This is a genomic window from Desertivirga brevis, assembly GCF_017355835.1.
On sequence record NZ_JAFEWF010000006.1, the window covers coordinates 229301 to 251157 of the forward strand.

A 21857-nucleotide genomic window follows, 5' to 3' on the forward strand; every position below is an offset into this window, starting at 1 on the left:
AAATAAATTGATTAAAGAATTTTATTGAATGTCGAGATTAAATTTACTAGAGGAGACGCGGTATGAAAAATTGCCGGTCTCCATATATGAGGATCAACTTACCGCATCCAAGGTAATAGCAGAACGTATTGCAAACCTGATTAGAACCAAGGATGCTCGCGGGGAAAATACTGTATTAGGGCTGGCCACAGGGGCCAGTCCGGTGCTGGTGTACCGGGAGTTGGTGCGCTTACACCGGGAGGAGGGCTTAAGCTTTAGAAATGTGATTACCTTCAACCTTGACGAGTATTTTCCGATGTCCCCTGGTTCAGAGCAAAGCTATGTGTATTTCATGAAGGAACAGCTGTTTGATCATGTGGATATCGCCATGGAAAATGTTCATATTCCTGATGGAACACTGACGACTGAGGATGTGGCGGGTTTTTGCCTTGAGTACGAAAGGAAGATAAACAATTATGGAGGAATTGACCTTCAGATCTTGGGAATTGGAAGGACTGGACATATTGGTTTTAATGAACCTGGCTCGGCACCTAATTCGGGCACTCGCCTTGTAACATTAAATGAGATAACCAGAAGTGATGCTGCAAGGGATTTCGGTGGAAAACAGAATGTGCCCTTGAAAGCGATTACCATGGGAATCGGAACTATATTTAAGGCGAGGGAAATTATCCTGATGGCCTGGAGTGGCAAAAAGGCAGATATCATCAAGAAGTCGGTAGAAGGGGAGGTTTCACCCGAAGTGCCTGCAACTTTCCTTCAATTGTCTGAGAATGTAGAGTTTGTAGTTGACCCGGCTGCTGCTGCGATGCTTACTCGTAATGATACTCCCTGGTTGGTTAAGGACTGTACCTGGACGCCGAAGTTGGTGAAAAAGGCGGTAATATGGCTGGCGAGGACCATTAATAAGCCCATTTTAAAGTTGACAGATGAGGACTATAACAATCATGGTATGTCTCAGCTTGCAACAGAAATGGGACCAGTATATAATATCAACATCAGGGTATTTAACGAGGTGCAACATACTATAACCGGCTGGCCTGGAGGTAAACCGGATGCAGATGATAGCCAACGACCAGAAAGGGCGGTTCCGGCGAGAAAACGATCTCTTATATTTTCTCCTCATCCAGATGATGATGTGATATCCATGGGAGGAACCTTCATCCGCCTTGCGAATCAGGGGCACGAGGTGCATGTTGCCTATCAGACCTCCGGAAACACAGCGGTTTGGGACGATGATGTACTTCGCTTCGTTGAGTTTGCTATTGATTTTCAAAGATCACAAGTGGAGGATGTTGCTGGAATACAAGGGACTTATAATAGCATGCGGGCTTTCCTTGCTGAAAAACGTCCTAATCAACCTGACACGGCGGAGATTCAGACAGTAAAGGGATTAATCAGAAAAGGGGAGGCAATTGCTGGTGCCCGCTTCGCAGGCTTGCCGGATGAAAATATTCACTTCATGAACCTGCCATTTTATGAACTTGCTAAGTTGCAGAAAGTTGCCATTTATGAGGATGATATCCTGCAGACTATGGAATTACTTAATTCTGTAAAGCCTCAGCAGGTTTTTGCTGCCGGCGATTTTGCAGACCCTCATGGTACACATAAGGTGTGTTTCGATATTGTTTTGAAAGCCTTGCAGCGCCTTAAGATTACTGAATCTTGGGTTGAGGATTGTTGGCTGTGGCTTTATCGCGGTGCATGGCACGAGTTTGAGATCCACGAGATCGAAATGGCTGTTCCATTATCCCCCAAGGAGGTTGAGCAAAAAAGGTTAGCCATCTTTAAACACCAGTCGCAGAAAGACCGGCCAGTATTTCCTGGAGATGACTCACGCGAGTTTTGGGTAAGGGCGGAAGACAGGACAAGCGAAACTGCCGCCGCATATAACCGTTTGGGACTGGCGGAATATGAAGCAATAGAGGCGTTTGTACGCTGGAACATATGAAGTGTATAAAAGTGTAACCATTGTAGCGTGATTTGCATTAGCGCATAAGAAACGATGTCCCGTTCTAGAATACTGGTTGTAGGTTAAGCGTTAGCGGTCCTACGACCGGTGACGGATTTGAACTTTCATACAAAAAGCCCTGAGCTATGAGAGCAGCAGGGCAACCTAAACCTTATCACAATTTAATCTTTATACTATAAAAAACTGGAACAAGTTTCATTTTCATTTAATCTGACTACCTGATCATCGCCACATTTTTAAAGCCAACTCCTACTGATAATACGGTCTGCGTTACTAAACCGGTATTAATTTGAACACCTGTGTGCTGACCGACTTCCATACAAATATATACTACTTAGAGCTTCTCATTCCTTAAAATATCCTTAAAATATCTCCTTAATGGTAAGTTTTAAGGCTTCTTTAAGTTATTAAACGAATAATTGGAACAGTTTAACATGGAGCTGTTTCTGGGTTGACTACTCCTGCACTTTTACCGTCAAAAACTGGTGTGAGGAAAAGGACCCATTTCTAGTACCGTAGGAAAAAATCATAAAAAATTAATCTCGTTCGTAGTAACATCGGCCTTTCAGGTATTAAACTAGCAAGAGGCATTAAAAGTTAGAAATGATTAAAAAGATCAAAAACCTGTTTATACAACCTAAATTATATCTAAGTGAAATTACAGGCGTCCTTCTGCTTATTCTGGCCATCTATTTTATTAAAAGTCAGGGTGATGAGCTGAAGAACGTAAATACCTATATGCGGGAGGGCAATGCTTTTTGGATTACAGTTGGTATACTATTAAGTGCTGGCTATATTATCCTGCAGGCGTTGATGTACCAGTCGAGCTTTAAGGCGACTCAACTTAAAATTTCTCTGTGGGACTGCATCGTTTTGTTTTTAAAGAGGAATCTGATCAGTATTTTCCTCCCAGGAGGAAGCATTACGTCCCTCGCTTTTTTCACTAAAGATATACAGAAGGAGGCCCAGGAAGAAAACCGTACGAGGATCCATTTCGCAAGTACTATCTATGGTTTTACCGGTATTGTCTCGATCATTATCCTTGCCATTCCCGTTCTAATCTATTTGGCAATGAGTGGCGAAAGCTGGCAGAACGCTAATAATGCTGCGGCGATCCTTGTATTTTTTATTATTCTGATCATTTATCTTCTAACCTCTTATTTTAAAAAGGGCTGGGTATTTAGGTTAGTCGACCGTTTCGTGCCTCAAATAAATACGGAGTTTAGAGCTTTTCCTGGTTTTAAAAAGCAGTTTGTTTATGTAAACATTTATGCTCTTCTTATTGACGTGGTTGGCGTGGTTCACCTATACATTGCTATGTTGGCGATGGGCCACGATGCCAGCTGGAAGGTTTCGCTGATTGGTTACGTGGTTGCCACCTTACTATTAGTCATATCTCCGTTTCTGCGAGGGGTAGGAGCAATTGAATTTTCATTAACAATGATCTTAAAGCATTATGGATACACCACATCAGAAGCTTTAGCTATCACGCTTATCTACCGTTTATTCGAATTCTGGATTCCGGTTATGGCCGGAATAGCCAGCTTTGTTTTACGGAAGGGAAATATGGTCTTGAGAGTGATACCCGCCTTTCTCTTGTTCGGCCTGGGGATGATAAATATTATTTCCGTTTTAACCCCTTCCCTCGGTTACCGGGTTCGCTTATTAAGATCTTTCTTAACTGCTGATACCATTCATGCATCTAATTACCTTGTTTTTATAGCCGGGTTGCTGCTGGTGATCACTTCGGCTTTCCTGATCAGGGGATTAAAAAATGCCTGGCGCTTTGCAATTCTCCTTTGTTGCCTTTCTTTGATCGGTAATTTAACAAAGGCGATAGATTACGAGGAATCTATCCTTGCGCTGGCTGTGATATTCGTTTTATGGTTTACCAGGAAACAATATTATATCCGCAGTGATAAGCGTTTACAGACAGTAGGGGTAGGAACCTCCCTGCTTATCCTGGCCGGAATTACGGTTTACGGAATCACTGGTTTTTATTTCCTGGATAAAAAGCACTTTGGGATCGACTTCAACCTGGGAGATTCGATAGAGCATACTTTATTGAATTTTATTCTGATGGATATAGACTCCCTGAATCCGCTCACACGTTTTGCTGCTGCTTTCCTGGATACCATCCGGATTAGCGGGATTTTTTCCCTGGGTTTTATTTTGTACTCCCTGTTGAAACCTTATTTTATTTCGGTGAAGCATAGTGAGGAGGATTTTCTTCGTGCAAAAGGGCTGATCGAAGAGTATGGGTGTTCCCCTGTAGACTATTTCAAAACCTATGTAGATAAGCTGCTATATTTCGGTCGTAGGCGAAACGGACTTATCGCCTATAAAATGGCCAACAGTTTTGCCATTGTTTTAGAAGAGCCGGTTTGCCAAACCGTGGAAGACAAAGTGGTCTTGATAGAAGAATTCGAGGAGTTTTGTATCGAGTGTGGTCTCCGGCCGGCTTATTACCGCGTAGAAGAGAGTAGTTTGGGTCTCTTTGAAGCAATGGGAAAGAAATCTCTTATTATCGGACAAGAAGCTATTGTTGATCTCGAGAAGTTCAGCCTGGAAGGGAAAGACAAGAAATCTATGCGTAATGGCCTGAACAGTTTGCAAAAAAAGGGCTTAAAAACGAAGGTTTACCATGCGCCCGTTAAAGATGGTGTTCTTCAAAAACTAAAATACGTATCGGATGATTGGCTTAAAAGTACTCAACGTGAGGAAATTGTATTTACTCAGGGAATGTTTAGTTGGGAAGAGCTCAAAAACCAAACGATCATAACTGTAGAGAATGAGGATGAAAAGATATTCGGTTTTTTGAACATCATACCCAACTACGCACCGGGGGAAGCCACGTACGACCTGATCCGCAAAATTGAAGAGGCTCCGGGAGGGGTGAATGATGCCTTGATCGTCGCTCTGATCGAATACTGCAAAGGACAAAATTTCCGTTACCTCAATCTGGGCCTGGCTCCTTTGTCGGGTATTGACCATGCCCGGGACTTGCCGGAAAAGACGCTGAAGTTTGCCTACGAGAAGCTCCAGCAGTTCAGGCACTACCGCGGATTGAGGGATTTTAAAGAGAAATTTCAACCCATTTGGCATAACAAATACCTGATCTATGAACATCACTACGACTTGATCTCCTTGCCGAAGGCTTTAAATAAAGTTATGAAACCTTGATTTACAGATGCAGAGTTTAAAAAATATTATAGCTGTTATTATCCTGTGTACTATGACTGGCTTCACGGCCTTTTCACGAAGTGCCGCAGATCTACCTTTAAATGTGCTCAAACCGAAGACGGATAAAGGCGATAGGTTAATTCTGTTTGTTACCGGCGATGGTGGGTGGAATAGTTTCAGCGAGCAATTGGCGAAGGCTTATACTGCTCAGGGTGTTCCCGTTTTAGCATTAAATAGCCTTAAATATTTTTGGAAAAAGAAAAATCCGCAGGAAGCGGCAAACGACATTTCGGCTTTATTGAATAAGTATACCAAAGAATGGCAGAAGTCGGAGATCGTCTTGGTAGGCTACTCTTTCGGCGCCGACGTTATTCCGTTTATCTACCGGCGTCTTCCTGAAACCTTAAGGGATAAGATCGTGCTCCTCCAGCTGCTTTCACCCGCTTCTTTTACCGATTTTGAAATTCACATTTCAGATCTTTTTGGTTCCAAAAATCCTGTAAGATCAATGAACATAGGAGCTGAATTAAAACAGGCAGATGTGCCAACGCTATGTTATTATGGAAGGCAGGAAGCGGAAAAGCCTTTGGCAAATCAACAAAAGGAGGGATTTAAAGTTGTATTACTGCCAGGCGATCACCACTATAAGAACAGCTTCACGGAAATAGCCAAGGCTGCTGCCTCGAGGTAAAATAATTTTTATGGGATATGTATATGCGGTCTTTCCACATCAAGCTGTTATTCCTTTCTCTTGTACTATCCTTCCTCTTTAGTTCTTGCACTTTATTGTTTAGGTATCGCACCGTTAATCACAGAGGCGTTGAGAAAGAGGATTTTGGACTTCCGGTTATTCTTTATGGCTCATCAGCTCCAACTTCCAGGAAAATGGTGTTACTGCTTTCGGGAGACGGAGGCTGGCTTGAATTTAATGATAAGCTTGCAGTTGAGTTCTCCAAAAATGGGTATAATACTTTAGGGTTTAATAGCCGGACTTACTTCTGGCGATCACGAAGTCCGGAAGAAGCTTCCCGGGATTTAACCAAACTTATTGCTAGATATGCCAGGGCCTGGAATGCCACCCAAATCGTACTTGCTGGCTATTCCTTCGGTGCCGATGTAACCCCATTTGTCTATAACCGCTTGCCCGAGAATCTAAAGAAACGGGTAGTTGCTATTCAATTACTATCTCCTTTTTTATCAACAGACTTTAAGGTTCATTTTAGTGATCTGATCGGTCCGGGTAAAGATGATCGCACTTATAAGGTGAAAAACGAAGTAGCTAAGATCAGAATACCTGTTTACTGTTTCTATGGAGAGGAAGAAGAACCCAAGTCGTTGCTGGGCATAAAAAGAAGGAACTTTATCCTTACCCTGGTTCAGGGAGATCACGAATATGAAAATGCCTATAAGCAAATCGTGAATTCCTTGAACCGGTAAACGGAGGTTGTGGTAGGTGTAATAATTATCGTGGAAAATTGGGGATTACAATAGAATTAATGTAGACTCTTTTTCTAAAAAAGGAAAAGCACATAGCCACTAGGCCGGCGAGCTTGTACGTAAAAACTTTCCTATAGCTTTGTTTTTCAGGTCACTAATTTATCTTCTAAGATCGTCACCGTCAATTTCTTTTTTCGGTTAGTTTTTTGCTCAAAGAGCAATAAGTAAAGATTGTCGGGAAATTAACGCATCCCCAATTCTCTTTTTTCTTTTTTGTCCTTTTGATGAGTTTAGGACAATAGCTGTAAGATTTTTTAATGTTAACGCCGGATTCTCCCTGTATCCGTAATTCTTTTAATAATGAAGAGAGTTTTTAGAACTTTTGTATTAATTGCTTCCTGTGCTTTAGCCTCTCTGCCGTCTTATTCTCAGACGGTTCCGGCTCCAACAGTTGTTTCTCCGGTTAACTTATGTTTGAATTCAACGGCAGCGCCTCTTTCTGCAACAGGTTCAAATTTGCAGTGGGTGAACGAAGAAAAATTTGTTGTTGGAGGTTTAGCAGCATTAGCTGATCTAAGTTTAAACATAAATACTACCACTTCTAACAAGATCACTTATTTCAGTACAACTGCAGCTAATGTGATCATTACTTCGGTTGATTACACAAAACCATTGCTCAGCTCTGTTACTAATTTAAGACTCGGCATTTTTGATAGTAACGGGAACTTGATACAACAATCGACTACTAGAACATCAATAGGCGTACTCTCAGGAGAGGAAACTATCTCAAATGTGTTTAGTTGCAAGCTGGAAAAACCGGGAGTGTACAGCATTAGGATAGTGGAAGGTTCAGGAACGGTAACTGGTTCATTATTTACGTCGGATTTAAAGTCGGATTTAGTCAATATCACCGGCGTCTCTGGCACAGAGCGGATCTTTAGTAATATCAAGTACGTAACAACAACGCCACCAGTGCCATCAACCAAAGCCACCGGTACTTACAATTACTATGTTACTCAGACCATAAATGGAAAAACCAGTACTGCTGCTAACATAAAGGTGAATGTGACAGCTGCCTTAGCGCCTGTTGTTCAAAGTCCGATCACTTTATGCCAGGGCAGTGTAGCACCTATATTGAGTGCCACTGGTCAGAATTTGGTATGGACCAGAAGCATCAGTTCATCGATAGGAGGGTTGGCTGTGCATACTACTGAGCAAAATTTGATGGAACCGTATTGGTTCACTACAAGGCTGACAGCCAACAAAACTTTCTTCACCACTAATTTACCCTATTTGACCGTTAGGTCGGTCGACTACTACATTCCTGCCAACTCAAGCGTAAACGGTCTCAGGCTTGCTCTTTATAATGAGGCAGGGGATCTAATCGCCAATTCTTCAACTACTACTACTCTTACAGCTGGAGCAAGTCCTGTTAAGGTTACCAACGTTTTTAATTATACAATTAATGCTGAGGGAAATTACGCTATTGGATTTTCAGCAGGTGCGGGCGAAGTAGGAAGATCTGCTACAGCCACCAATTTTCCTGTCACGGAGGCCAATGGTGCGATCAGCATAACCGGTAATCAGTTTGCTTCAGATGTTTTTAACAATATACAGTTCTCTGTTGCAACAGAAAGTTCAACCAATCCCACACCTTCAACAAATTATGTTGGTACTACTACGTACTATGTATCTCAAACGGTAAACGGTTGCTCCAGCCAGCCAGCCACGGTAATAGTAAACGTTAATGGTGTTACTTCAACTGTTCCTGGTGTTGGGTGTGCAAACAGTACAGTTACCTTACGGGCGACCGCTTCTCCAGGGTATACATTAAATTGGTATGATTCACTTACAGGGGCGTCAAAAGGAACCGGCGAAACTTTTACAACACCGACAACGCTTACTCAAAGTAGAACGTATTATGTTTCGGCAACGAATGGCTCTTGCACAACCTCCCGTGTTCCGGTGCAGGCAATTATTGGAGGATATACCTGGAAGGGAACTACAAATACAAATTGGGATCTGCTTTCAAACTGGACCACCTGTGTTGCAGTTGCTCCCACTGCCAGTTCAGACTTGACCATTCCTGAAACCTCGAGGGTATTAACGCTTGAAAAGGATCTCACGGTTAATAACCTGATCCTTCAGGGAAATGCTAAAATTATTCTGAATGGAAAAACCCTTACTGTAAACTCTATCTCAGGTACAGGGATCATTGTAGGTAGTAGCACAAGCAGTTTGGTGATTAAAGGAAGTGCAGTAAGTCCTTCCTTGAAATTTGATCAAACTACTCCAGGTTCTACTAATGCTCTGCTTAACTTAAAGATCGAAAATAACTCAAATACCGTAAGCCTCGAAACTCCTCTGGTATTAAAAGGTTCCTTGAATATTACTGGCAATTCTGTTCTTAGGTCAGACGGTTATTTAGTTTTGGAAGCAACGAAAACGTCTAATGCCAACATCGGTTCACTTGCAGGCGGCGGTTCGGTTACAGGGAATGTAAAAGTACAAACGTATCTGCAGGGAAGTACTGCCTCCTATAGGAACTTCAGGACCCTTACTTCTCCTGTCTTTGACGTTTCAAGTCCGGCTAAGGGATACAAGATAGCGGGCTACAAGAGTAAGTTACTTGTGACTGGTCCGGGGGGAGAAGCTAATGGTTTCGATGCATCTCCAAATAATGGTTCAACCATTAAGTATTATAATGAACCAAAGAAAAATCGCGAAAATCAATATTTATACCCTGCCAATGCTACAACAGAAGCCATAGCTCAGGGAAAAGGAATTTACTTTTATTTCAGAGGAAATAAGTTGAATGCTAATGGAAGCAAGTTCGTGAAGGTGAACGGGGCCTATGGCACTCCTGAAGATGTTGTGATGGAATATATGGGCCAGATCAACTCGGGAAACATTTCCCCAACCATCACTTATACAAATAATCCTAATGAAGGAGCAAGCAACGGGTTTAACCTTATTGGAAATCCTTACCCGTCGGTGATCGACTGGGACAGCCCCTCAATTGAAAAGGTCAATATTGATAAGACGACAATCTGGGTGCAAAAGCAAAACGGCTCATTTGCTATATATAATGGTTCTGATAGCACCAACGGCGGTTCCCGCTTCTTACTGCCCGGACAAGGTTTCTTTATTAAAGCCACTGGAGCAAACCCATCCATCACCTTTAAAGAAGGTGCAAAAGCTGCAACAGTTGGGCCGCCGGTAAGGCTTATGGACCTGCGTAGTAATGGCTTGTTACTAGCTTCTAAAGGGGATGTACCACGGACACAGGCTTTGAAGAAAAGGGTTAGTCTCACCATGGTCAAAGACGAATATACAAGTGATGAAACGGTAGTGGTGCTCAATAATAATAACAGCAGCGATACGGATCCTGATGATATTAGTTATATGGGCGAGGCAGCTGTGAATCTTACTACCATAACTCCTGATAATAACTATCTGGCCATTAATTACCTGCCGGAAACAAGTGGGGAAACGGAAGTGAAACTGTATGCCACAGCTAGCGAGTCGGGTGAATACAAACTTTCCCTTACAAAACAGAGTGGCTTGGACGATTCCAGGATCTATCTCAAAGATAATTACACGAACAAACAGGTTGATTTAAAATCAGAGCCTACCTATAATTTCACGATCGACAAAGCTACTGCTGCTACGTTTGGAGGAGATAGGTTTAGCCTGGTGGTGAAGGCCCCGGTTACTTTGCCAATAGAGCTGTTAAGCATTGAAAGTACTATAGTAGGTTCTGGTGTTCAGCTAAAATGGATCACAGCTTCCGAGAAGAATAGTAACTATTTTGAGGTGGAAAGCTCGGTGGATGGAAAAGTATTTAAAACTCTTGCAAAGATAACGGCAGCCGGAAACTCTAACAGCAAGTTAAGCTATAGCTATGTAGATACTAAGCCTTTTGCCGGAATTAATTATTACCGCTTGAAAAAGGTAGATAGTGATGGTGAGTATGCCTTTTCCAAGGTTGTTGCCGAAAAATTCAGCCTGACTAATCAGGCATTAGATATCATCATTTTCCCCAATCCAGCAAGTGAAAGTATTCATATAAGTGGCAATCTGCCCGGCAAAACCGGCTTGAGCATTTATGCTTTGGATGGTCGCAAAATTATGGATTCAAATAACCGGACACTTGATGTGAGGAACTTACAAAAAGGTGGGTATATCATTGAAGTTGTAAATAAAGAAACAGGTAACGTCCTGAAAAAAAGTAAGGTCCTTATTAATTAATACTTAGAAATTGAAGAAGAAACTACTTGCAGTAATATTAATATTTATCCTTGGTCTTAGTTCAGTGGTTCAGGCCCAACCTCCGGGAGGAGGCTGTTCTCCGGACCCGGAAGTTGATTGTGATGATGACAACGGGCCTCTAGATTCCGGAGTATATTTTCTGTTAACAGCCGGTTTTGTTTATGGTGTAATGAAACTAAGAAGGGTGGAAGAATAAACGTTATGTCCCTTAACCTCTTTTACTGGTCGTAGGTAAGCGGTAGCGGCCCTGCCTCCAGTATGCTCTTTATCAGCAATCCTTTCTTAGAATTGATTGTGAAATACAGGCTCAATTTCCGCAATGTAACTGGCGCCGGTTACTGTTTGCATAATTGGTTGCGCTAATCCGCTTGCTCAGATTCTTGCATTTTCTACAGCTTCTGTATGGCAAATATTCCTGAGGTTTTCAAGGCCTGTATGGTTAACCCTGTCTATTGAAGTATTGAGGAAAAACGCCTTCCCATTGAACCTAACTTATACTATTTATTGAAAATCTAATAATTATTCCCGTATAGTAAGGTGACTGTGTTAAAAAAATATCGTATTCTTTAACCAATCCATTATTTATCGCATCTTTGGAAAATGGTGAGTAGCGAACAATTATAAAGTGAAATTGTTTGCAAATATTTTTTTCTAAGCGATTGAGCCTCTGCCAGTCTTTTATTAATTCTAATGCGGTTTATGAGAAAACCTTTACTTCTTGTTTTTTTATCATTTTTATCGATCTACAAATGCTTCTCCCAAACTAATCACGTTGTAATTAGCGAGGTGTTCGGAGCGGGGACTTCAACCAATTCGTATCGGGACTTTGTAGAGCTTTACAATCCTACTGGCTCAACCATCGACATGTCTGGATGGTCTATCCGGTATAAATCAGCTACCGGTACCGCTGCTTCGGCGTCCCTTACTTTTCCTGTTGGAACTAAAATTTATCCGTACGGCTATTTCCTTATTGGGCTTATGGGTTCTAACCCCAATGTTGATCCGGATTTAAGTGGGTCAATTGACCTGTCTGGAAGCACAACAGGTGGGGGGCACGTAGCATTATGTTTGAATGTTTCTACTGGTACTTCCCCGTGGCAGTACCAGGTGGTTGACTTAGTAGCTTGGGGAACTGGCAATACCCCAGAGGAAAGCGCAGCTCCTTCCCATCCAGCCCTTCCTGGTTCTATCGAGCGAAAGGCGCTTTCTACCTCAACGGCTTCCTCCATGACCGTAGGAACGGACGCTTTACTAGGAAATGGGTATGATTCTAATGATAATTCTAAGGATTTTATAGTACGCACCAAACAGGACCCGCAAAGCCAGAAATCTGGAGCCTACGAAAAGACTGGCCCGCCAATAGATAATTTAGGGTACCCTGCTGCAACTGATTTGACTGCGACTGAATTTAGTTTGCAAAGTAGTCTTGATGTCAAGGGAACTTCGTTTTATGTAATTCTACCTGATGGTGCTGAGGCGCCTTCAGCTACACAAGTAAAAAACGGACAAGATGCAGCATCGTTGTCCGTCCGATCTGGGAATTTAAGTGTAAGTTTTGCAAATAAGGTGTTCACAGTTGTGCTGTTACTACTCCAGCCAAATACTTCTTATGATGTTTATGTGGTATCCGAGAACGAGCAAGGTGTCTTGCAATCATCACCTGTCAAGTTAGATATTACCACACTCAGCAACGGTGATACAACTTCACCAACTATAACGTCGGTTACTGTACCTTCCAATGCAACTTATATAGCTGGTCAAAATCTTGACTTTACTGTTAACTTTGACGAAAAGGTTGATGTAGCTTCTGGAACACCAACACTAGGATTAACTATAGGAACAAGCCCGGTAACTGCTTCTTATGTTTCGGGAAGCGGTACTACAGCACTTCTATTTCGCTATACAGTTGCCTCGGGAGATGAAGATATCAACGGGATAAGTTTAGCTTCATCGATTACAGCAAATGGTGCTACATTGAAAGACGAGGCTGGAAATGATGCTATTCTCGGTTTAACTAATGTTGGTGTAACCGGATCAGTGAAAGTCGATGCAGTAGTGCCTTCATTAAGCACCGTCACCATCGCTTCAAATAATGCAACGAATACCTTGGCAAAAGAGGGCGATGTTATTACCTTAACAATAGCTGCCTCTGAGTATATCAATACACCAATAGTAAGGATCGCGGGTCAAAATGCAGCCGTTACAGGTTCCGGAACCAGCTATACGGCTACTTATACTATCACCAGTGCAACAACTCAAGGACCTGCGGCAATTGTTATCGCTTTCACTGATATCGCAGGAAATGCGGGAACCGATGTAAAAGCAACAACAAATAGCAGCGTAGTAACAGTAGATAGAACTGCACCATCGATTCCTTCTGGTTTATTATCAACTGCAGGTGACGCAGAAATTAATTTAAACTGGAATGCGAATACCGAAAGCGACCTCAAGTCGTATAAGATTTATGCGGGTACATCAAATAATCCAACAGTTTTTTCGGCAGAGGTTGATGCTCCAACTGCAGCAAAGCTTGAGAGCGGATTAACAAACGGAACGACTTACTATTACCGTTTAACAGCAACAGATAAAGCAGGAAATGAAAGCTCTTACTCTACAACAGTAAGCGCAACTCCAGTAGGATCCCAAACTATTACGTTCAATGCATTATCAAATAGAACTTATGGCGATGCATCATTTGATTTAGGGGCAGAAGCTTCTTCAAATCTTAAGGTTAGTTATGAGAGCAGTAACACTGCAATAGCTTCAATTAGTGGAAACTCTGTTACTATTCATAAAGCAGGTACGGTAACCATTACTGCTAAACAAGCTGGTAATAGCTCTTACCTGGCGGCTCCAGACGTTATGCAAACTTTAGTTATCAATCCTAAGGCTTTAACGATTACAGCTAATAAGGTAACTAAGATATATGGGGAAACCTTAACGGGAAAAATTGCTTCCACTGCCTTTACCCAAGTGGGGCTTGTAGGTACAGAAACGATTGGCAGTGTAAGCCTTGCTTATGGAACAGGTGCAGCACCAACAGCTGCTGTAAATACATATACAGAGCAAATAACGCCTAGTGCAGCAACTGGAGGAACTTTCACTCCGGCTAACTATAGCATTACTTATACTAAAGGAGATATCGTTGTTGATCCGGCTGCTTTAACCATTGCCGCTAAAAATGCAAGTAAAGCATATGGACAGACTTTAATAGCCACATCGGAATCTATAGGATTCGTTGCGATTGGTCTTCAGAACGGTGAAACAGTAGGTAGTGTAAGCATTGCATACGGAGCCGGAGCGGCCGCAGGTGATGCGTCAGGTACCTACATTGATGCTGTAACTCCAAGTGCAGCAACCGGAGGTACATTTACGCCAGCCAACTACACTACTACCTATGTTAAAGGTAATATCGTTGTTGCAGGTGCCAGTCAGACTATTACTTTCAATAGCCTGGAAAATAAAACTTATGGAGATGCAGCATTTAGCTTAAGTGCTACAGCCTCTTCAAACTTAACGGTGACTTATACAAGCAGTGATCCAGGAATAGCTTCTATTCATGGAAATAAAGTAACTATTCATAAGGTGGGGACAGTTACCATAACAGCTCAACAAGCTGGAAATGTAAATTTTTCTGAAGCAACGGATGTAGAACAAACGTTAAAGATTAATCCTAAGGCTTTAACAATCACTGCTAATAAAGCGACAAAAACTTATGGTGAGAGTCTTGCCGATGAAACAGGTTCAACAGCCTTTACTTCAAATGGGCTTGTTGGAGCAGAAACAATAGGCAGTGTGAGTCTGGCTTATGGAACTGGAGCAGCTGTAACGGCTGCAGTAGATACCTATATCAATCAGGTAACGCCCAATACAGCTATAGGTGGAACCTTTACCGCAGCTAACTATAGTATTACTTATGCTAAAGGAGATCTGGTTGTAAACAAAAAAGCAGTAGGAGTAACAGCAGTAGCTAAAAACAAAACGTATGGCGATACTGATCCTGAACTAACCTACAGTATCACATCTGGCACCCTTGTAGGCAATGATCAGTTCAGCGGAAGCCTAAGCCGCGAAGCGGGAGAGAATGTAGGTGAATACGCCGTTCAGCAAGGATCATTGGCACTAAGCAATAACTATGATCTTTCTTATACTGGTGCGAAACTGACCATTGGCAAAAAAGCAGTAGGAGTAACAGCAGTGGCTAAAAACAAAACGTACGGTGATACTGATCCTGAACTAACCTACAGCATCACTGAAGGCACCCTTGTAGGCAATGATGCCTTCAGTGGAAACCTAAGCCGCAAAGCGGGAGAGAATGTAGGTGAATACGCCATTCAGCAAGGATCCTTGGCACTAAGCAATAACTATGATCTTTCTTATACTGGTGCGAAACTGACCATTGGCAAAAAAGCAGTAGGAATAACGGCAGTAGCAAAAAACAAAACGTATGGTGATACTGATCCTGAAGTAACCTACAGCATCACTGAAGGCACCCTTGTAGGCAATGATGCCTTCAGTGGAAACCTAAGTCGTGATGCTGGAGAGAATGTAGGTGACTACACCATTAATCAGGGAAGCCTCGCGCTAAGCAACAACTACACGCTATCTTACACTGGTGCAAAGCTGACTATCGGAAAGAAAGCAATTACGGTAACAGCAGCAGCTAAGAATAAAACCTATGGGGAGGCAGACCCTGCTTTAAGCTACAACATTACTACAGGAACTTTGGTAGGTAACGATGGGTTCAGTGGAAGCTTAAAACGTGAAACAGGTGAGAATGTAGGTGAATACACTATTAACCAAGGAACACTTACATTAAGTGATAACTACACGGTTTCTTATAATCCAGCAAAACTGACTATTGGTAAGAAAGCAATTGCAGTAACAGCAGTAGCGAAGGATAAAACCTATGGTGAAGTTGATCCGGCTTTAAGTTATGACATCACAACTGGCGCTCTTGTAGGAAATGACGCCTTTAGTGGAGCCCTAACCCGTGATGCCGGAGAAGATGCAGGGGAGTACAAGATCACCCAAGGAACACTTGCCTTAAGCGATAACTATACGCTTTCTTATACTGCTGCGAAACTGACCATCGGAAAGAAAGCAATTACGGTAACAGCAGTAGCGAAAGATAAAACGTATGGTGAAGCTGATCCAGCATTAAGCTATGATATCACTACAGGTGCTCTGGTAGGTAACGATGCCTTTAGTGGAGCACTAACCCGTGATGCCGGAGAAGATGTAGGAGAGTACAAGATCACCAAGGGAACCCTTGCACTAAGCGATAACTACACGCTTTCTTATAACGCTGCGAAATTAACCATCGGAAGGAAAGCAATAACAGTAACAGCAGTAGCGAAGGATAAAACCTATGGTGAAGTTGATCCTGCTTTAACATACAACATTACTACAGGAAACCTGGTAGGTAGCGATGCCTTCAACGGAAGCTTAACGCGTGAAATAGGAGAGAATGTAGGCAAGTATGCTATTAATCAGGGAAGCCTTGCATTAAGTGATAACTATACGCTTTCTTATAACCCGGCTAAACTGACTATTGGAAAGAAAGCAATTGCAATAACCGCAGTAGCTAAGGATAAAACGTATGGTGAAGCAGATCCTGCTTTAACATATAACATAACAACAGGTGCCCTTGTAGGCAGCGATCACTTTAGCGGAAGCTTAAGTCGTGATGCTGGAGAGAATGTAGGTGACTACACCATTAATCAGGGAAGCCTTGCGTTAAGCAACAACTACACGCTTTCTTACACTGGTGCAAAGCTGACTATCGGAAAGAAAGCAATTACGGTAACAGCAGCAGCTAAGAATAAAACCTATGGGGAAGCAGACCCTGCTTTAAGCTACAACATTACTACAGGAGCACTTGTAGGTAACGATGCCTTTAGCGGAAGCTTAACACGTGAGGCCGGAGAAAATGCAGGAAGCTATTCCATCAGGCAAGGAACACTTGCATTAAGTGCTAATTACAATCTGTCTTATAACAGTGCCAACCTGACTATTGCTCAGAAGGCCCTTACTGTAACAGTAAACAATCAGACCAAGACTTACGGTGCACTTAACCCTTCATTAACCGTAACTTACTCAGGTCTGGTAAATGGTGAGACTACTCTTAACCCTGCACCAACTGTTACTACAGCAGTAACGGCAGCAACAGGAATAGGAAGCTATGATATCACCGCAATCGGAACTGCAGTAAACTATAATGTGACCTATGTAAAAGGTACATTAACGGTTACCAAAGCAGCGTTAACGATCACAGCAGATAACAAAGAGAAGATCCAGGGAATAGCAGTGCCAGCCTTAACGGCAAGCTACAGTGGATTTGTAAACGGAGAGGATAAGTCAGTATTGTTAACTCAGCCGGTACTTCATACGGATGTAGTTGCAATGACAGGACAAGGGGACTACCCGATCAACTTAAGCGGAGCAACTGCAGCAAACTATGCGATCACGCATATTCCGGGTATCCTAAAAGTGAAACCAGGTTTCCCGACAGGATTAAGCCTGGCCGCTTCAACAGTGTATGAGAATGCAGCAGCAGGAGCCCTTGCAGGAACCTTAAGCTCCACCTCAGACGATCCGACCACTACGTTTGCTTATACGTTTGCAGATGGAGCAGGATCGGCAGATAATACTAAGTTCAGCATTGTAGGCAATGAGATCAGAACTAATAGGGTACTGAACTTTGAGGAGAACGCGGTGTATTCTGTCCGTGTAAGGACAACAGCTCAAAACAGCTTGCTGTCACTTGAAAAAGAGTTCACCATTTCTATCCAAAACGTGAATGAGCAGCCTACGCTAAATAATATTGCAGCACAAACGATCTGTTATACTCCATCTCAGCAAACAATAGCGCTAAGCGGAATCTCAGCAGGAGAGGATCTGAACCAGACTACTAATGTAACGGTAAGCAGTACGAACAGTAACCTGTTCAAATCACTAAGCGTAACACAGGCAAGTAACGGAAATGCTCAGGTACGCTACACGGTAGCAGATGGAGCTTCAGGCAGCGCAGTAGTGAACGTAATGGTAACAGACAATGGCGGCACAGCTAACGGAGGAGTGAATACGATCCTGAAAAGCTTTACCCTGACGGTTAATGCCCTGCCAGTACCATCTATCACCACGAACAAAGGGGTAACCAGCATTTCTAAAGGTGATGAATTAGTTCTGAAAGCTCAAGGTGGAAGTACTTACCAATGGTCTAATGCCCCAGGAATCCTAAGTGGTGACAACACTGCTAACTTAACGATCCGTCCGGATGCTACTACTACTTACCGTGTGTTGGTAACCAATGCAAGTGGTTGCTCTGAAACTAAGGAGATCACTATAGAGGTAACAGAAGATTACGTAATGCTTAAAGGTACTAACCTAATTTCCCCGAACGGGGACGGTGTGAACGATGTGTTCAAGATCGAGAATGTTGACATGTATCCGAACAATGAAGTGAAGATCTTCGACAGAGCGGGCCGCCTGCTTTATACGAAGAAAGGTTACTCCAAAGACGGAGAATGGAACGGAACATTAAATGGTGCTCCACTGGCAGAAGATACGTACTACTACGTGGTAGACTTCGGTCCGAACAAGCCAAAGATCAAAGGATACATCACTATTGTAAGAGACTAGGAGAGGTTAAAAGTTAGAGCTTAAAGCAGAGAGCTGAAAGCACAAAGCAGAGGACACATAGCTGAAAGCTCAATAAAGGTTAAAAATGAAATTACAGGTAAACACAAAGAATATAAGATCAATCATCAGAGCAGGCGCCTTAGGCCTGCTGCTGATTGGTTTAAAAGCGGAAACAGCGAAAGGGCAGTTACATCCCCTGGGCTCTGTTTATTATCAGAATCCTTATCTGATCAACCCGGCATTAGCTGGCAAGGAAGAAGGTTTTTTTGCTAATGCGGCTTTTCGTCGCCAGTGGTCTAGTATGCCCGGCGCTCCTTCCACCCAGGCGTTAAGTTTTGAGTATGGATCTGGTAAGAAATCAGGGGTAGGGATAAACATGTACAACGATGAAGCGGGTCTTCAAAAGAGAACCCGTGTAAGAGGAACCTATGCTTATCAATTGCCGCTTGATGCAGATGGACAGAAACTAAGTTTCGGTGTATCTGTAGGGTACAGCGATGACCGCCTAATGCAGGAACGACTGAGCTCAAACGTGGATGGTTCTGATCGTTCGATTGCAGGCTACCAGGATCGTGATACGTATTTCGATGGCGACTTTGGTGCTGCCTACCAGGGCAAAAAGCTGGGACTGGAACTAGCCGTACCTAACCTGAAATTCTTCTTTAAGAAAGATCAGGCAGAGGGAAACATTGCCGACGAGTCAAAGCTTTACACGGCCGCCAGCTACAAGCTTTACTTTGCTGATGCTTTAGATGGAATGGGTTTGGAGCCGAAAGTGGCTTATCGCCAGATCAAGGGCTTCAAGGATATTGTTGATTTCGGAGCTAATATGACAATTGCAGAAAGCAAGGTGAATGTAATGGCTGTCTATCACAGTACCAGAAGTACCACAATCGGGATGGGTGTTAAATATCAGAAATACCTTGTGATCAGCGGGGTCTTTACTTCTGGGACAGCTGCTATCAGAGACTATACCAACGGGAACTTTGAAATGAACCTGAGGGTAAGTTTGGACGAAGTATTTAAAGTGAAGAAATAAACTATTATACGAGTATTAGGACTTTTTAAAAGCTTCTGCGGTAATGCAGGAGCTTTTTTAGTTTTTGCCCGACCGTTTTGAAAATTATTGATTATACAAAGAAAGGATAGCGGAGAAACTTCTGTTTAATATCCGCTTGCATTATATCAACAGAATTGGCTTCGGTTTACCATAACAATAACCGATCTTTGAGTTTTTAGCAACATGAACTGGATTTTAATTAAAGATAGTATGCCTCAACAGGGAGAAGATGTTCTGCTGTTTGATGGTGGTCAGATTTATTTTGGATATTTTAGTGAAATAGCCAATAAATTTATTGTAGGTGGTGATAAAGTAGCTGTCACAGATTTTACTCACTGGATGAAGTTACCAGCTTTTCCCGAGAAGTAACCAAGGCTGAAATTAGTAATCTCCACTGACCCTTAAGTGATCTTTGCTACATAAGGACATGTTTTAAATCATTTTTTTTCTTGCTGTATTACCGTAAGTTTGAATATGTTTCACAAGCAGTGAAAATTGAATTGTTTAATGAGTCTAAAAGAGGAACTGGAGTTACGCCAGTTCCTTGTTTTTCATAGGTATGTGTAGGGCACATATCGTTTTTGGAATACTGCCAAAACTGTACCAAAACTACCTCATCTCCTTGTGGGACCTAGGCGCCTATTGCTTCTTTGTTAATAAATTCTGCTTAAAATCAAGCCCATAGGGTTTTTATTGCCGTATACTGCAGTATTTGGAAAATCTATTCCCTTGGTTAGTTTTACGGATCTTCAAAACTTTTACCGTGAAGACTCTTTCTTTTTTTTTCCCGTTAGGGGGAATAAAGGCACGGGGAAGTTTCCACTAAAGCCTTCTGAAGAAGGCTTTAAATTCTGTTCCAATGCCTACTGTCGAGTTAACTTCGATATAGCCTTGATTATGCTCGATCATCCGCTTAACCATGCTTAAGCCGAGACCAGATCCAGTGCCTTGATCGGTTAATCTTTTAAAGGGTTGAAAAAGCAGGTTCAAATTCTTCTCCAGGTCTATACCGATCCCATTATCCTTTACGGTAATAATGGTATATTCCTTCTCTCTTCTGCTTGTGATTTCTACAGTTAGCGGCACGTCAGGCTTGCGGTATTTGATCGCGTTTGTGATCATGTTGTTCAGGAAGCTATTGATATGCGCCTTAAAATAGGGCAGATCTGGAGCTCCGGTAAAGTTAGTGCTAATACTTGCTCCAATCTTTTGCAGCAATTCCTGGTGCTCGCCAAGTACAGAATTGAGGGTGCTTTGAAGATCTACAACTTCTACTTTATCCGATCTTTTTTTCTTTATATCGACCAGTGTATTTAAGCCCTTCAATTGCTCTTTTAATTTGTCGGACGACTTCTTGATCTGCTGGAGGAGATAAACCTGCTTCTCTTGTGATTTCTCCTTCAGCGCAAGGTCGGTGAGTAAACTGATCGAAGTAAGTGGGGTTTTAAAATCGTGAGATACCACATTGACGAACTCATCAAGCTCCCGGTTGAGGAATTCCAGTTCTTCCACTTTATTCTTTAACTGATTCTCAACCGTGATAGTGCGGGTTACATCGTTTATAAGTAATAAACTGTGGGGTTTATCTTTTTCAAGCAAAAAGGTGGAAATGTTTATTTCCAGGAATTGACCATTTACTTTGATGATTTCATGAACCGACTCTGATCCTTCTTCCGTTTGCGTTGGATATTCTTCTCCCGGAAAGAGGTCGGCCCAGGTTACCTTGTATCTGAAATCCAGTCGTTTGTCGAAAAAACGCTTTGCCTTGATGTTGGCACTTATCACCTTTTTCTCTTTATCGAATACAATAGCGCCGATGGGAGCATTTTCGAGGAAGATACCTAATGTGTGAAAAGTGGCCTCCTTACTGGCTGCAGCGGGAAAAGAACTTTGCTGCTGAATCTTGCGGAAGCTGGCCCTTTGCTTTGTTCTGCTTATGCCGCTTTCTAATATGCTTGTTATGTCTTTCCCGAATTGATAAGGGACGACGGTAACATTTTTTCCTACGTTAAAGCCAAATTGAATAGAACGCCTCGTGTTTTGAATTTGCTCTGGGAATGCCAGAACTACGATCGATATCAGGGGATTTTGTTGATGTGCACGTTGTACCTGCTGTACAGGATTGATAGTTAATGGGCCTATTAAAAAAAGATCGCCATCTTGAAGCGTATTCTTATGAACATCTGAGTCCAGTTGCAGTACCGGTATAAGCTCAAAAGAATAGGAGGAAATGTCCTTGAGACTGCCGATCATCTCTCCGAATCCTATATAAAATATCTTACTCACTGGATC

10 protein-coding genes are annotated in these 21857 nt (G+C 42.4%); 9 read left to right on the forward strand and 1 reads right to left on the reverse strand.

Annotation, left to right across the window (positions count from 1 at the left end):
* The first annotated feature begins 28 nt into the window (after positions 1-28).
* From nagB to J4N25_RS16340, 9 genes are all read left to right on the forward strand, one after another.
* Positions 29-1948 (forward strand): glucosamine-6-phosphate deaminase, encoded by a 1920-nt coding sequence (gene nagB / locus J4N25_RS16300; protein ID WP_207422851.1) that lies wholly within the window; start codon positions 29-31, stop codon positions 1946-1948.
* Between the two features lie 624 nt (positions 1949-2572).
* Positions 2573-5152 (forward strand): phosphatidylglycerol lysyltransferase domain-containing protein, encoded by a 2580-nt coding sequence (locus tag J4N25_RS16305; RefSeq protein WP_207422852.1) that lies wholly within the window; start codon positions 2573-2575, stop codon positions 5150-5152.
* 7 nt (positions 5153-5159) lie between these two features.
* The gene (locus tag J4N25_RS16310) at positions 5160-5843 is read left to right on the forward strand and encodes an AcvB/VirJ family lysyl-phosphatidylglycerol hydrolase (RefSeq protein WP_207422853.1); all 684 of its coding nucleotides are present in this window, start codon (positions 5160-5162) and stop codon (positions 5841-5843) included.
* A 23-nt stretch (positions 5844-5866) separates the two neighbouring features.
* Complete coding sequence (locus J4N25_RS16315; protein ID WP_207422854.1) at positions 5867-6589, forward strand: AcvB/VirJ family lysyl-phosphatidylglycerol hydrolase; 723 nt, start codon at positions 5867-5869, stop codon at positions 6587-6589.
* Positions 6590-6949: 360 nt separating this feature from the next.
* Positions 6950-10840, forward strand: a complete 3891-nt coding sequence (locus J4N25_RS16320) for a DUF8693 domain-containing protein (protein ID WP_207422855.1) — start codon at positions 6950-6952, stop codon at positions 10838-10840.
* A gap of 10 nt (positions 10841-10850) precedes the next feature.
* Positions 10851-11057, forward strand: coding sequence for a hypothetical protein (locus J4N25_RS16325; RefSeq protein WP_207422856.1), 207 nt, complete (start codon positions 10851-10853; stop codon positions 11055-11057).
* 503 nt (positions 11058-11560) lie between these two features.
* Positions 11561-18505, forward strand: coding sequence for an MBG domain-containing protein (locus J4N25_RS16330; RefSeq protein ID WP_207422857.1), 6945 nt, complete (start codon positions 11561-11563; stop codon positions 18503-18505).
* An 85-nt stretch (positions 18506-18590) separates the two neighbouring features.
* Positions 18591-19544 carry a PorP/SprF family type IX secretion system membrane protein gene (locus tag J4N25_RS16335; RefSeq protein ID WP_207422858.1) on the forward strand — a complete coding sequence of 318 codons (954 nt, stop codon included), beginning with the start codon at positions 18591-18593 and terminating at the stop codon, positions 19542-19544.
* Between the two features lie 204 nt (positions 19545-19748).
* Positions 19749-19934 (forward strand): DUF551 domain-containing protein, encoded by a 186-nt coding sequence (locus J4N25_RS16340; RefSeq protein WP_207422859.1) that lies wholly within the window; start codon positions 19749-19751, stop codon positions 19932-19934.
* A gap of 453 nt (positions 19935-20387) precedes the next feature.
* Here J4N25_RS16340 and J4N25_RS16345 read toward each other — a convergent pair whose 3' ends face one another.
* Positions 20388-21851 carry a sensor histidine kinase gene (locus J4N25_RS16345; RefSeq protein WP_207422860.1) on the reverse strand — a complete coding sequence of 488 codons (1464 nt, stop codon included), beginning with the start codon at positions 21849-21851 and terminating at the stop codon, positions 20388-20390.
* Positions 21852-21857 lie beyond the last annotated feature (6 nt).

Bases quoted from the DNA above. Each gene is read 5' to 3' on its own strand.
- J4N25_RS16315 (WP_207422854.1), top strand. From the start codon at position 5,867: ATGCGGTCTTTCCACATCAAGCTGTTATTCCTTTCTCTTGTACTATCC.
- J4N25_RS16305 (WP_207422852.1), top strand. From the start codon at position 2,573: ATGATTAAAAAGATCAAAAACCTGTTTATACAACCTAAATTATATCTA.
- J4N25_RS16330 (WP_207422857.1), top strand. From the start codon at position 11,561: ATGAGAAAACCTTTACTTCTTGTTTTTTTATCATTTTTATCGATCTAC.
- nagB (WP_207422851.1), top strand. From the start codon at position 29: ATGTCGAGATTAAATTTACTAGAGGAGACGCGGTATGAAAAATTGCCG.
- J4N25_RS16310 (WP_207422853.1), top strand. From the start codon at position 5,160: ATGCAGAGTTTAAAAAATATTATAGCTGTTATTATCCTGTGTACTATG.
- J4N25_RS16320 (WP_207422855.1), top strand. From the start codon at position 6,950: ATGAAGAGAGTTTTTAGAACTTTTGTATTAATTGCTTCCTGTGCTTTA.
- J4N25_RS16340 (WP_207422859.1), top strand. From the start codon at position 19,749: ATGAACTGGATTTTAATTAAAGATAGTATGCCTCAACAGGGAGAAGAT.
- J4N25_RS16335 (WP_207422858.1), top strand. From the start codon at position 18,591: ATGAAATTACAGGTAAACACAAAGAATATAAGATCAATCATCAGAGCA.